Below are 13,265 nucleotides of genomic sequence, written 5' to 3' on the forward strand. Positions count from 1 at the left end.
CTTCGACAGCTCCAGTCAAAACCTTTCTTACTTCATCCCCAGCATGCTTTTAATCATCGCCAGGGTCTTCCCTTTGTATTTTTCTGTCGGCTTCGGCGCATCCGCAACGGTCGGGTTTTGCAGGAGGAAGTTCTTTTCAATAAAAGCAAAGTCCTTCGCATCCACCGTTCCGTCCGCGTTGATGTCCGCGCTGCGCTCAGAGGTGCCCCACTTTTCCTGCATCGCGAGGGCATCCAGAATATCGATAACCTGGTCGCCGTTCACATCGCCGCCGGCGGCTGTGCGCATCGTTTCTGTGCCGAGGCGCTTGTAGATGCCGTACAGCTGGCCGTCCATCACCTTGAAGGCGTCTGTAAACGTATTATGCATGGTCAGATGCCCCGGAATCTCCTGAATGACAGAGAACAAATCACGCGTAAGCGGCAAGCCTGTCGCATAATATTGTCCCCGGTCGTCCATCACGCCCGGATATTGCTTGCCCCGGCTGTCCACAACGGTCACCTTGGCGCCGACCTTTGTATAGTCCTTGCGCACCATCAGCCCCTCTGCATCCTTGAAGCCTTCCGCCTGAATGTAAGACGTGACGCTGGTGAAGTCCGGCAGAATATCAATCGGCGCGATGTAGGTGAATGGCTTGGTCACCGCGTTGTCCACGCTTGTAAAGGTGGAGGCCACTGTCCGGAAGCTGGAGGCCGGGTTGGGATCCTGCATTTTCGGAATTGTAATGGTGACGTCCACCATCGGCAGGTCGCCGCTCACGCCATCGGCAAACACCACATCCACATTGGACTTCACGGCTGTGCCGGACAGCTTCGTGGTGGTCACGTTCAGCTTGCCGCCGAGCTTCTGCGCCTCCGGATGCAGGGTGATGCCGGCAATCTCGGTATCCTCCGTTTTGGTGGTGAAGCTGTAATTGGCCTGCTTCAGCTTGCTGACATTGTTGGCGGTCAGCGTAATTGTAATGGTATCGCCGATGTGCGCCGCGACGCGGTTCACCCTTGTCTTCACATTCGGCTGGCCATACACATAGGCCGTATTATTTTTCACGAAAAAGTACTGCTTCCGGCCATAGGAGTTGGTTGCCTGGTCCAATCCTTCAAACTGTACATTCAGTACAGGTGTGTTGGGCGACATTTCAATCTCATCCTTGGCATGGCCGTCCGCATCCAGCGCCAGCTTGCCGCCAGGGTACGGGCTGTTGTAGAAGTACCAGATGGCGCTCTTCGACTGGTCCGCCTTCATGCCGGCCGCCTGCATCGCATCCACCGCCTTGTCATGGATGGAGGCGGTCATCTTCAGGCTTCCTTGTCCGTCCCCATATTCCACAAATGGATTGTCCGCCTTCTCGCCTTCCACCTGTACGCCAAACTGATCCGGCATAACGTTGTCCACGAAGAAATCCTGCGCCGCCGTGAAGGCTTTGCCGGCATCATCGCGGCCGATGAACTTCAGCGTATAGCGGCCATCCTTTGCCAGCGCCGACCGGTCGCTGATCGGCTGCTCCGGGTTGCCTGTGAACGGATAGTAGACGCCCATGAAGCCGGCCACAAAATACGAAATGCCCTCCTCAAAATAGATGCCGTCCATCTTTCCTACAAAACCGAGGTCTTCCCCCGTCTCCGCATCCGCCAGCACGATATCAATGGTCCGCATGTGTGACTTCAGGGAGAAAGTCGCACCCAAAAACGGATTGAAGAACGGATTTATCAGGGAGGTGCGGTCCGTAGGCATGGATTGCCGCAGCAGGCTGATTTCCCCGAAGCCCTGCTCCACATAATGGACGCCGAACGGGATTTGGTACGTTTCCGCCGGATTTGCATGGTTCGTATACACGACATATCCTTCATAGACGCCTGTTTCCGCTGTGCCCGGTATCACAATGGATACGTTTCTGCTCACCTTGTCATGCGGCCCCACCTGCACAGAAGCATCCGTCTTCACTTCCACACCATTTTTCGCTGCATCCTTCGCGCCGCTCACGCTCTGGAATTTCACACTGACATCAAAGGCTTTGGCTTCTCCGCCCTTGTTCTCGATTTCCACGATGCGGGAATCCTTCACGTCCTTGCCTGTGGCAGCCTTGCTGCCAAAGCTGATGGAGCCTGTGTTTTCCTTCACCGTGCTTTCCTTGCCGTTCATCAGCACCGCAGTGCGGTCCTTCACCCGGATTTCCATTGAGGCATGAACGGCCTCATACGGATCCACGCGGCCGGCTCCCTGCTCAAACACGCTGTACGTCTTCTGCAACGGATCCGCTGTGTTCATCAGAATGGACTTCACGTCCTCCGGCTGCAAGTCCGGATTGGCCTGCAGCAGCAGGGCCGCCATGCCCGTCACATTTGGCGTCGCCATGGACGTGCCGGACATACGCTGATAGGCATGCTTGTAGTCGCCCGGGTTGTCCGGGCTGTTGATGAAGCCGGGAACCGTGGACAACACGCTTACGCCCGGAGCGGTAATTTCCGGTTTAATGTCGTAATTGACCCAGGAAGGGCCGCGGGAGCTGAAGTCCGCCAGCGTATCTCCTTCTGTTTTGATATTGCTGATGTCTGTAAACGTAAAGCTAGCTGCCCCTGCCGCCAGCTTTTGCTTGAAAGCCAGTCCATCGGCATTTGTCAGTGAGAAGGCCGGCACGAAGCCCGTTCCCTCGCCAAAATAAACAGGAATGTGGCCTTCCTGCGCATGATCGTTGTACATCAGCACAATGGCTGCCCCTTTTGCCTTTGCATAGGCGATTTTGGAGTCCATTGTGTATACACCGCGGCTGATCAGCACAATCTTGCCCTTCACATCCTTGCCTGAGTAGCCGGCCGGGTCGCCAAGACCAACGTCTACGACCGTGTTGGTCTGTCCCTTCAGCTTGGCGATGTCATCCTCATAGCCTCTCGCCATAAAACGCAGGTCGGCGGAGATATTGTCAAGCGTGCCCTTTGCCGCCATGGAGGTGATGGGGACACTGCTTGCCCCGACAGTCAACGCCAGGGAGGCGCTGCCCGGAGAGCCGAGCGTGTACATCTTGTTGCCGTCATTTCCGGCGGCCACCACTGCCGTCACGCCGCTCAGTACAGCATTGTTGATGGCCATGCTCGTTGGATACAGCGGGTCATTGTAGCTGGCGCCGAGCGACAGGTTCATCACATCCATGCCATCCGCCACAGCCTTGTCGATGGCCGCGATAATGCCGGCTGTTTCCCCGGTTCCGCCGGGGCCGAGCACACGATAGGCGTAGAGCTCCGCATCAGGCGCGATGCCCGTAGTCGCGTATTCGCTTTCATTTTTCCCCTGGCCGGCAATGGTGCCGGCGACATGGGTGCCGTGCTCCGTGACATAGTTGGCCGCATTCCCCGGCTTGCCGGCCTTCACCCAATCCGCATATGTGGTTTCCATCGGATCATCGTCATTGTCGACAAAATCATAGCCGCCCTTATAGGCGCCGTGAATGTCCGGATGCTGATAATCCACGCCCGTATCCAGAACCGCCACCTTCACGCCCTTGCCGGTATAGCCCTCCGCATGCAGCTTGTCCACCTGCAGGAAAGAGCGCTCATCCGCCATGCCCTGTCCGGAATCTTGCGCCGGCTGCTCCGCCGTCACCTTGGCATTGCTGTAAATCGCCTGTACGGCCGCAGATTTTACCAGCTCCTTCAGCTTGTCAGCCGGCACCTCCAATGCCACCCCGTTGAAGGCGTGCTTATAGGTACGCTTCACCTTATAGGCGTTTTTGTCCGCAAACAGCTTGTCCAAATCCTTTTGAAATGCCGCATGGTCAGCCTCCGCCTTGCTTCTTGCCTGTTCCGGCGACAGGGATTTCCCCTGCAAAGCGGACTCTGCCACGGCCGCTTTGGCGGGTTTGTTTTTAAAAGAAACGATAACAGAAACAGGAGTGTCACTCTCCAGATTCACACTTGCATCCAAAAGAATGCCTGTCTCACTGCTTGTCGGCATGCTTGCCAGCGCCTGTCTTTGCTCCGGCGTCAAGCCTGCCAGGATGTCCTCTGCCTTTGTCTTTGTGATGGCATGGACCTTGGACGGCTGCACAAACGCAGGCACCGCCACCGTGCTGGACACCAATGCAGCGCCCAAGGCCGCGGTTGTTGCTTTACGAATCAGCTTGTTATTCATGCTCTCTGTCTCCCTCTCCCCTAATTGAATCAACAGGTACAGCTTTTCTCTGCTCTTGAACCCGGGTATCTCATGCGCATGATCAAGAATATTTACACCGTGTAAGTGAAGTTTACACAGTGTAAAATCCACGGTCAATAACTTTCTGAATATATAAAATAATCCGACTACGGTCATATGAGAATGCAAAAATTCCTGCCGTATGCAAGTTTTCTTTTCCCCGCAAGTAAGCTATAGTGGAAGTAAGTTGTCTTACGTCATGAAATAGGAAGTTATAGGAGAGGAATCGGAATGGACCTCAATTGGAAGCATCATGCCGATCAGTTTCGGAGCCAAATTAAAGAACATATCATGGAGGCCACGCGGCAGCTGATTTTGGAAAAGGGCATCACGAACGTGACGATTGTAGATATCACCAAGGAAGTCGGCATCAGCCGGGTAACTTTTTATAAGCATTACCAATCCATACACGAAATCGCGCTGGATATCCAAATGCGTATCCTGTCCCGCATTGCGGACATTTTATTTACAGAGCTGGAACAGGGCCCGCAAGGCGAGGAAAAGCTGCGGAGCTTCCTGGCAGCCTTCCCCCGCATTTACGAGACTGGCCGGGATGACATCCGCTTTATTGCCATTTTTGACTACACGTATAATGCCTCCTTCCCCACACTGGAGCTGCAGGAGGTGTACAAGGCGTTCATCCTCGGCTACGGGGACAGACTGTCGGGCGCCATGCCGCAGCAGGAAAGCCTGCAGCTGACCTTCCTCACTGCCCTTCAGTCCATCTGGGGGCTCATGCAGCGCCTTGTGATCGCCAAAACCTTCTCTGACACAGATTCCCTGCAGCAGGAGGTGCAGATGGTCGACACCCTGACCTCCATCCTGCTGCAATCCTTAGTTGTCCGATAAGCCTTACCGCAAAAGCGCCAGCAGGAGAAGCCGGGCGCCTTTGTTATGTCAGCATAATATATTTTGTTTTTTTAAGGAAGCTTGCTATAGTGTGCTAGAGAGAGGAGCGTGATGCGATGATTCGCGTATTGGCTGTCACCGGCGAGCATGAGCTGCTGACCGGGACAAGCATCGAACTGCTGCAGCAGCCGGACATCTCGTGGTACTGGGTGGATTTTCATGTGCCTACTGACGAGGAAATTGACCTGCTGCGTACCTACTTCCAATTTCACCCGCTGGCGGTTGAAGACTGTCTGCACTTCCTGCAGCGGGCCAAGCTGGAATACTACGAGGATTACCAATTTCTTGTTGTACATAGCGTTCACCCGGATACGCTGGAAGCCCGGGAAGTGGACTTGTTTATCGGCAAAAACTTCGTTGTCTCCTTCCACGCTGACAAGCTGGGGGAAATGGAGGCTGTCTGGGATTACTTCCGCAGCATGAAGCAGCTGAGTAAGAAAGGGCCGCTCGATGTGGCGCATAAAATTATTGATAAGCTGGTGGATATGTATTTTCCCATTATCTATAAAATTGAGGAACGATTGCAGAAGCTGGAGCGGGGCGGGCTGCATCCCAACCTGATTAATGAGACCTTCGACATCCGCAGCGACCTGCTGCATCTGCATCACACGGTCACGCCGATGCGGGACCTGCTGTACCGCATGCTGGAGTCGCGGCACATTACCATCGGCCAGCACAAGCGGGCGTATTTTCAGGACATATACGACCACCTCATCAAGCTGGGCCAGATGATTGAAACGAACCGCGCGATTACGGCGGATATGCGGGATAATTATATTTCGTTGAACTCCTATCATATGAACAGCATCATGAAGACCCTGACCGTCATTACCACCATCTTCATGCCGCTCACCTTCATCGCCGGCGTCTACGGCATGAATTTCGACCATATGCCTGAGCTGCATTGGCATAACGGCTATTTCATGGCGCTTGGCCTGATGGCGCTCTCCGGCATCGGCATGTCGCTTTGGTTTATTAAGAAGGGCTGGTTTAAGGGAGAGTAAATATATGGTAAATTAAGGATGAGGGAGAGGACATGAATGAACTGATGACCGCCGCCATGAACGGTGATGTACAAGCATTACAAATGGAGCTTTCACCGAAACTGGTGAATACATACAGTGAAGATGGCTGGACGCCGCTTCATCTCGCAGCCTACTTCGGCCATACGGAGGCTGCCGCGCTTTTGCTGGACGCCGGCGCCGACCTGCACGCCCGGGCGCGCAACAGCAATGAAAATATGCCGCTTCACGCAGCGGTGGCCAACAATCAGACGGCGATGGCCGCCCTGCTGCTTGAAAAGGGCGCTGATGTGAACGCAGCACAAAGCGGCGGCTGTAGATTTTTTGAAGCAAACCAGATAAGAGGCCCGCGACTGTGGGCCTCTTGTCCTGATTCCCGACACTTGGGCGGCTTTTCCTACAAATCAAACTGCTTTTCCTACAATTCAAATCACTTTTCCTACAATTCGCAGCCGCTTTCCCACAATTGCACACGATTCCCGACACTCAGGCAGCTCTTCCTACAATTCATTTCACACTTCCTACAATTCGCAGCCGCTTTCCCACAATTCACCGCTTCAAGCGGCTGCGGACCTCCTCCGCATTGGTCTTGCTGTAGACAGCAGTGCCGCGGCCGCCCGTCTGTGCCAGCAGGTCCTTCACCTGCCGGTAGCTGAGGCCGGATTGGGCATTGCGCCGGCGCACTTCTTCAATATCCGTTCCAACAATCGTATATTTTTTGTCCATACTACCCCGCCTTTCACTCGGTAGTATGTTCCCGCTCACTTACCGCGATACGCAACGCCTGAAGCTCACCAATCAAGCGCTCCTCCCGTTCCCGCTGCTCCTCCAAATGCGCCATCCGCACACCCATGTACTTCCAGAAGCGGACAGCCAGCAGAAGGCCGAACACAAGCATCCCCATATACACCAAACCAAAAAGCGAAGACACCATTGTAAACATCAAATCCCTCCAATTGGTAATTAATGCTACAATAGCACAAAGACACATAAGGGGGAACAGAGAATGAAGGTTAGCCACAAAAACTCCTATACTCACATTGAAACAGGGTCAGACACGGTATGCTTCATGCTGTCCGGCGTCGGCTACACCTACGAAAAACCGCTGCTGTACTACAGCACCATGGCTCTGCTGGAACGGGGCATCGATGTGGTGCAAATTCACTACTCCTATGAGGCGGACTTGCTGCAGCGGCCATTTGCTGACATTGTACAAACCATGCTGCAGGATATTGAGCCGGTGCTGGCAGCTGTGCCGCATACAAAAGCCATTTTTATCGCAAAATCTCTGGGCACCATCCCGCTTGCCGCTGCATTGCTGAAGCGGGAGGCTTATCAGGAGTCATCCATGATCTTTCTGACACCATTGCTGAAGTTTCCGGAGGTGTACGAAGCTTTGCTGCACAGCACCCAACAAGGGCTGGTTGTCATTGGAACAGAGGATCCACATTATGATGCTGGCAAGCTGGAGCAGTTAGGGCAAACCGGCCTGCGTATCCAGGCGGTGCCGGGGGCGAACCACTCGCTGGATGTCGGGTTTGATGTGGGCGGCTCTCTGCATGTGATGTCAGCAGTGATGCAGTCGATTCGGGACAGCCTGTAGCTGTCCTGTTTTTTACGACTATACATGCCCCGGCTTTTCTTGGTCACTTCGCACTTTCTCTTGGTCAATTCCCATACTGAACGAAAAAGGGAAGCCCGCAAGCTTCCCCACTCCCTACCCATGCACCGCCGAATAGCCCGGCTGCCCATCAAAGGTGTACAAGTTCTCTGTTTTGATGCAGTCAAAGCCAGCCGCCGCCAGCGTGCTGTACAGCTGCGCCACATGCTGGTGACCCGCAGCCCCGCCCATAAACCGGCAGCGCCAATGGTCGGTGCAGAAGGTCTCCGGCAGGCCGCCCGGATACACTTTCACCCCGCGATTTGTGATGACCTGCAGCTGCAGCGGGCCCGCCGTATACCCTTCCAGCAAGCGGCCGAGGTCGTCAGCCGAGCCGCCGTCCCAATGCAGAAATACATCCACCCCAACCAGCTGCTTCTCCGCCTTCTGCACCGGCTTCGCCGCCGCTGTAATCGGCGCGGCCGCCTCATAGTGAACCTGCGGCAAACGCACCGGCAGCTGCCCCATGCGGGCAATTACCGCATCCGCAAATTCCGCTGTGCCGACCTGCTGCACACTCACGCCTTCTTTGAAAATATCATAGGTGTGGATGCCGTCCTCCAGTGTCTTCAGCCAGGCGTGATGCACCCGGGCGGCCGCGTCTGTCTGCCCGATATGTGCCAGCATCATCACCCCTGCCAGCAAAAGGCCCGACGGATTGGCGACATTCTGCCCGGCGCGGCGCGGGGCCGAGCCATGGATGGCCTCGAACATGGCGCACTGGTCGCCGATGTTAGCGGAACCGGCCAAGCCGACAGAACCGGCGATCTGGGCGGCCACATCCGATAAAATGTCGCCGTACAGGTTTGGCATTACAATGACATCAAACTGCCCCGGCTGATCCGCCAGCTTGGCAGCGCCGATATCGACAATCCAAACCTCTTTTTCAATGTCCGGATACTCGGTGCCGATCTCTTCAAATACGCTATGAAACAAGCCGTCCGTGAATTTCATAATATTGTCCTTCATAAAACAGGTAACCTTGCGGCGCCCATTGCTGCGGGCATACTCGAAGGCGTAGCGCACAATTTTTTCCGTGCCCGGACGCGTCACAAGCTTCAGGCACTGATACACATCATCGGTCTGCCGATGCTCAATGCCCGCGTACAAATCCTCCTCGTTCTCGCGGATGATGACGACATTCATCCCAGGATGCAGGGTATCAACAAACGGCGCATACGCGATGCACGGCCGCACGTTGGCGTACAAGCCGAGCGCCTTGCGCGCGGTGACATTCAAGCTCTTATAGCCGCCGCCCTGCGGTGTCGTAATCGGCGCCTTGTAAAACACCTTCGTCCGCCGCAGCGATTCCCAAGCACCCGGCTCAATGCCCGTGTTCCCCCCGCGCTTATACACCTGCTCACCAATCTCAATTGTCTCAATGTCCAGCTCTGCGCCGCCCGCCTCCAGGACGCGCAGCGCCGCCGCCATAATTTCCGGGCCGATGCCATCGCCGTACGCCACTGTAATCGGTGTCTTCATTCCGCTTCCCCTCCTTCTAAGTACCCGCTGCCGTTGCACGTATGGCAAATCATATACCCCTTTCCCCCGCAATGATCGCAGCCCATGATGGAAACAAGAAAATCCCCAATCTCAAAATAGCCGGCAAAGCAGCCGCATGCATATTCCCCATGTCCTTCACACGCTTTGCAATTCATGAAAATCTCCCCCTTCTATGGATTACAAATATGGCAATACATTGCTGACGCCTGTGTACCGCGCGGCCGCAGCTGCTCTTTCCCGCAGCATCCGCAGCCGAGCACATCATACTGCACGAGCGGCGTCGGCACCCGACAGCTTTCGCACGGCAGGCCGTTCACCGAACGCACCAGCCCCCAGCCGGGACAGCTGCAGTCCGGGCAAGGCTGCAGGAGGCGGTGTGCCAATCGCTCCGCCAGCACCCGCAGTACCTCCATCCGCGTCGGATTCATGTGCGCGCGCATGTCGGTCTGCACGTGCACCGGCCCCCCAGCCTCCCGAAACGCCGCCAGCAAGGCTTCCTCTGTCCGGATTCCTTTCCTGACAAAATCCCCGCTTTTCACCATCACTGCATGCGACGGAAACCTGGCCTGCCGCAAAAAGGCCGGCAGCTCCTCCGCTGTAAGCACTCCGCTGCTGTAGTTTGTGTCCAGCCCAATATGGTGCTCCACAATCTCCAGCCAGCGCTCCTCATCCCGCCACAGCAGCAGCTCATGGTGCTCCGCCACCAACGGAAACGAGCGGTGCGGTCCGAAGCTTCCCTCGCTTGCCAGACCGAGCGCCAGTCCGCTCTTCTTCATGGCCAGACGGGCCTTCTCCCTTGCCGCCTCCAGAGCGGTGCCGCGCCGTGGCACCTCCCCTGAAAACGTGCCAAACTGATCTGTATCCAGCTCCGGTACATACACCTCCACGCCAAGCAGCTCTGCAAACACGGGCGCAACCGCCTCTTCCTTTCCATGCATCGTGCCAAACGCCGCTGTTACACCGTTATACATGAGACACCCCCGTAAAGCATTCTTTTGCCGGATCATAGACAAAGGCCAGAATCTCCACTCCTTTCGGCATGAACGGATGCTCCCGCAGCAGACGCAGCGCTTCCGGCAGCTGCCCATGGACATCCGGAGCCCCAAGCCAGCGGTCCGGATCCACTCTGTGCACATGCTTCATGAGGTAAGCAGCCGTCTCCCCCTGCACATACTCTGCCAGCGCCGGACGCGCTCCGGCGCAGCCGAGCACAACAATCCGGTTCAGCCGGCGCTCATATACCCCCTGTAAAATACTCCGCATACACCCGTCATATGCCTGCAGCTGCAACTCGCCGCAGCGGATGACAAGCTCCCCCTCCGGCAGCAGGCTGTCGAGAGCCGGGTGCGTATCCGCCACCCAAATCGCCTTTCCTTCCATCCTTCCACCTCCATAAAAAAACCGGCAGGCGCATCGTGCGCGCTGCCGGTTTACTTGAAACAGCCCTAGCGGACCTTTTCAAATCTCCCGATATGCCAAAAAGGGTACACCTATACCGGTATACCCGATGTACCCAAACTCCGCGCCAGCATCCTACGCTTCCCCTCATTCCGGCTTTGTACCGGCCTGCCGGGAAGCTTATGCTGCGGCAGCTTTTGGTGTCCCTCGGTCATTCTTCCTGCTCTCAGTATATGCACTTGTTTCCAAATTGAGACGCAAAAATGGAAAAAACCGAGCATAGAGTAGAGGGACAACCATTTGGAAGGACTGTTGCCCATGCCGGAACGCTTGCATGCTTCCTTATATGCCCTGATTTCCATCACATTCTGGGGCATCTCCTTCGTCTCCACGAAGGCCCTGCTTGATGTGATGAGCCCTTTTACCGTGCTGGTGATGCGCTTTGGCATCGGCTCCCTCTTCCTGTGCCTGCTGATCCCAGTGCTGCGGGGGAGCCTGAGCATCCGGCTGACCTATGTGCCGCATCTGTTCATCCTCGGCACACTTGGCGTATTTGTGCACCAAATCCTACAGGCGACAGCGCTCCTGACGATCAACGCCTCCTCTGCGGGCTGGATTATCACGCTGTCTCCCCTGTTCACACTGCTCCTGTCGATGCTGTTTCTGGCCGAGCGGATGACCCTGCCGAAAGCAATCGGCATCCTGTCCGCCATACTCGGCGTGCTGCTGATCGTCAGCGCCGGCAGCGGCCGCAGCCTGAACTTTTCCTGGGACGCGGGATATTTTCTCATGATTCTCAGTACGTTAAACTGGGCGGTCTATTCTCTTTTACTCAAAAACTTGGAAATCCCTTTGCCGCCGCTCACCATCACCTTCTACACAAGTCTGTTCGGCTTTTTGCTGTCGCTGCCGCTGCTGTGGAAGGCACGCGGTTGGGAGCAGCTTGCCGCCTTGGACGGCGCGCATTGGGCCCATCTGTTCTTTCTCGGCGTGTTCGTGTCCGCGGTCGCATATTTGTACTGGGCCAAGGCGCATGAGCATATGGAGGCTTCGCAGGTTTCCATGTTCATGTACCTGGAGCCCCTGGCGACCGTCGTGGCAGCCATGCTGCTGCTGAAGGAACAGATTTTGCTGGCAACCATTTGCGGCGGCCTGCTCACTATCTCCGGCGTCCTGCTGGCGAACCGGCGGCCCCACTAACATCAAGGAGGAATACAGCATGTATGTACAGCGGGTTGAACAAGTTCTGCGGGACTTGCGCTCACCGTCACGCGAGGATTTAAGACAGGCACTGCTGAGGCTGCATACAACACGGGAGGATCTTGCCCCCTTTTTACAGGTCACGAAGGAGAAGCCCTATTACCGCAAGCTTCTATACAAGACAGACGAAGTGGAGCTGCTCGTGATGAATTGGTCGGATCTGGCCTGCGCCCCGCATGACCACGGCAGCTCCTACGGCTGGGTCCAGATTGTTGACGGCAATTCCCTTCATACCATTTACAAGGCCGAAGAGAATCTGCTGCCGGTTCCCCTGTTCACGGAAATACAGCGAAAGGGCAGGATGTTCTTTGCCCCGGTACGCGGAATTCATCAGATGCAGGATGATGGCGATGGGCGGCTGCTGACACTGCATTTGTATGCGCCGCCCATCACGGGAATGAAGGTATATGATTTGGAGGCTTGCGCGGCTTGTGTGGTTTCGGATGACTGCGGGGCCTGGTGGCCGGAGGAGCAGCGGCAAAAGGTAAGAGACATTCAGCTGCGGCGGAAATAATACAATGATGAAAAAGGGAAGGCCGCGGCCTCCCCTTTTTCTGACAACGAATCACTGCAAATGAAGCATGCACAGCCCCGATTTGCTTTGTTATTCTAGCATACTCGCCTTTATTTGGATAGTAGAAAGCTTTTCCCAGCTGGCCCCGTCTTACCGGAGCGCCTGCAGGATGGTTCTTACACGCTCATCGCCAAGCTCATAATACACTTCCAGCCCATGCCGCGTTCCTTTGACGACGCCGCCCTGGCGAAGGCGCGTCAGGTGCAGGCTGACTGTAGATTGCGGCAGGTTCAGTGTGGTATAGATTCTGGTCACATTGACGCTGCCCTGGTCCATTAACAGCTCTGCCATTGCCAAGCGAATGGGATGGCCGAGTGCCTTCAGAATCTCAGCACGGCCAATATACTGTTGCTCTTGAAAATCGTTCATATATGCGTCTCCCCGCGTTTTCATTTAAGTTCCTTAAGTAAATATATAGAAATAATAGGATGGAAGGGGTTTGGAAAAGCGGCGCCGTTATACGGAACGCCGGAATAACACTTGCACTGCCTGAATGAGGCGCTCATTGGCCACTTCATAGAAAACAGCTTCTTCTTCCTGTATTGCTGAAAGCATGCCTCCTGCGACCAGCTGCTCCAGATGTGCATCCACAGCTGCTTGCGTGAGCGGCAGTCCCTGATAGATTTCCTCCGCAGCCGCCCGCTTTCTCTCCAGGACATACTGGACGATGCCCAAGCGAACCGGATCCGCCAGCACCTGCAGGTCTTCTGCAATCCTCTCGAATACCTCTTGCATTCTTGTTTCTCCCCTTCCACTG

The 13,265-nt window shown here is 55.6% G+C and carries 14 protein-coding genes and 1 pseudogene; 6 read left to right on the forward strand and 9 right to left on the reverse strand.

Annotation, left to right across the window (positions count from 1 at the left end):
• Positions 1-27: 27 nt before the first annotated feature.
• Positions 28-4,122: a S8 family serine peptidase gene (locus tag NK662_RS23540; RefSeq protein ID WP_279663592.1), complete on the reverse strand. Its 4,095-nt coding sequence runs from the start codon at positions 4,120-4,122 to the stop codon at positions 28-30.
• Positions 4,123-4,413: 291 nt separating this feature from the next.
• Between NK662_RS23540 and NK662_RS04440 the strand changes: the two genes are divergently transcribed.
• From NK662_RS04440 to NK662_RS04450, 3 genes and pseudogenes are all read left to right on the forward strand, one after another.
• Positions 4,414-5,031 carry a TetR/AcrR family transcriptional regulator gene (locus NK662_RS04440; RefSeq protein WP_254757701.1) on the forward strand — a complete coding sequence of 206 codons (618 nt, stop codon included), beginning with the start codon at positions 4,414-4,416 and terminating at the stop codon, positions 5,029-5,031.
• A 116-nt stretch (positions 5,032-5,147) separates the two neighbouring features.
• Positions 5,148-6,095, forward strand: coding sequence for a magnesium/cobalt transporter CorA (gene corA, locus NK662_RS04445; RefSeq protein ID WP_254757702.1), 948 nt, complete (start codon positions 5,148-5,150; stop codon positions 6,093-6,095).
• A 44-nt stretch (positions 6,096-6,139) separates the two neighbouring features.
• Positions 6,140-6,427, forward strand: a pseudogene (locus tag NK662_RS04450) (ankyrin repeat domain-containing protein); the annotation flags it as partial.
• 235 nt (positions 6,428-6,662) lie between these two features.
• On the opposite strand, the gene NK662_RS04455 reads toward NK662_RS04450, so the two are convergent.
• Both NK662_RS04455 and NK662_RS04460 read right to left on the reverse strand, forming a co-directional pair.
• Positions 6,663-6,839, reverse strand: coding sequence for a gamma-type small acid-soluble spore protein (locus NK662_RS04455; RefSeq protein ID WP_254757703.1), 177 nt, complete (start codon positions 6,837-6,839; stop codon positions 6,663-6,665).
• A 13-nt stretch (positions 6,840-6,852) separates the two neighbouring features.
• Positions 6,853-7,056 (reverse strand): hypothetical protein, encoded by a 204-nt coding sequence (locus NK662_RS04460; RefSeq protein ID WP_254757704.1) that lies wholly within the window; start codon positions 7,054-7,056, stop codon positions 6,853-6,855.
• A 63-nt stretch (positions 7,057-7,119) separates the two neighbouring features.
• Here NK662_RS04460 and NK662_RS04465 point away from each other — a divergent pair, with 63 nt between their 5' ends.
• Positions 7,120-7,716 carry an alpha/beta hydrolase gene (locus tag NK662_RS04465; RefSeq protein WP_254757705.1) on the forward strand — a complete coding sequence of 199 codons (597 nt, stop codon included), beginning with the start codon at positions 7,120-7,122 and terminating at the stop codon, positions 7,714-7,716.
• A 114-nt stretch (positions 7,717-7,830) separates the two neighbouring features.
• Here NK662_RS04465 and NK662_RS04470 read toward each other — a convergent pair whose 3' ends face one another.
• The 4 genes from NK662_RS04470 to NK662_RS04485 are packed head-to-tail and all read right to left on the reverse strand — an operon-like array spanning position 7,831 to position 10,656.
• Entirely contained in the window at positions 7,831-9,255 is a 1,425-nt protein-coding gene (locus NK662_RS04470) for an NADP-dependent isocitrate dehydrogenase (protein ID WP_254757706.1), read from the reverse strand.
• Entirely contained in the window at positions 9,252-9,431 is a 180-nt protein-coding gene (locus NK662_RS04475; protein ID WP_254757707.1) for a hypothetical protein, read from the reverse strand. Before NK662_RS04475 ends, NK662_RS04470 begins: the two co-directional genes overlap by 4 nt.
• A gap of 15 nt (positions 9,432-9,446) precedes the next feature.
• Positions 9,447-10,247, reverse strand: a complete 801-nt coding sequence (locus tag NK662_RS04480; protein WP_254757708.1) for a DUF6671 family protein — start codon at positions 10,245-10,247, stop codon at positions 9,447-9,449.
• Entirely contained in the window at positions 10,240-10,656 is a 417-nt protein-coding gene (locus tag NK662_RS04485) for a carbonic anhydrase (RefSeq protein ID WP_254757709.1), read from the reverse strand. The genes NK662_RS04480 and NK662_RS04485 overlap by 8 nt, the downstream gene beginning before the upstream one ends.
• A 318-nt stretch (positions 10,657-10,974) precedes the next feature.
• Here NK662_RS04485 and NK662_RS04490 point away from each other — a divergent pair, with 318 nt between their 5' ends.
• Positions 10,975-11,874: a DMT family transporter gene (locus tag NK662_RS04490; RefSeq protein WP_254757710.1), complete on the forward strand. Its 900-nt coding sequence runs from the start codon at positions 10,975-10,977 to the stop codon at positions 11,872-11,874.
• Positions 11,875-11,893: 19 nt separating this feature from the next.
• Positions 11,894-12,448 carry a cysteine dioxygenase gene (locus NK662_RS04495; protein ID WP_254757711.1) on the forward strand — a complete coding sequence of 185 codons (555 nt, stop codon included), beginning with the start codon at positions 11,894-11,896 and terminating at the stop codon, positions 12,446-12,448.
• A gap of 150 nt (positions 12,449-12,598) precedes the next feature.
• Here NK662_RS04495 and NK662_RS04500 read toward each other — a convergent pair whose 3' ends face one another.
• Both NK662_RS04500 and NK662_RS04505 read right to left on the reverse strand, forming a co-directional pair.
• Positions 12,599-12,877, reverse strand: a complete 279-nt coding sequence (locus NK662_RS04500; protein ID WP_254757712.1) for an ArsR/SmtB family transcription factor — start codon at positions 12,875-12,877, stop codon at positions 12,599-12,601.
• An 87-nt stretch (positions 12,878-12,964) separates the two neighbouring features.
• Positions 12,965-13,243: an ArsR/SmtB family transcription factor gene (locus NK662_RS04505; protein ID WP_254757713.1), complete on the reverse strand. Its 279-nt coding sequence runs from the start codon at positions 13,241-13,243 to the stop codon at positions 12,965-12,967.
• Between the last annotated feature and the right edge of the window lie 22 nt (positions 13,244-13,265).

This window comes from Ectobacillus ponti (assembly GCF_024294785.1).
Classification (GTDB): domain Bacteria; phylum Bacillota; class Bacilli; order Bacillales; family Bacillaceae_G; genus Ectobacillus; species Ectobacillus ponti.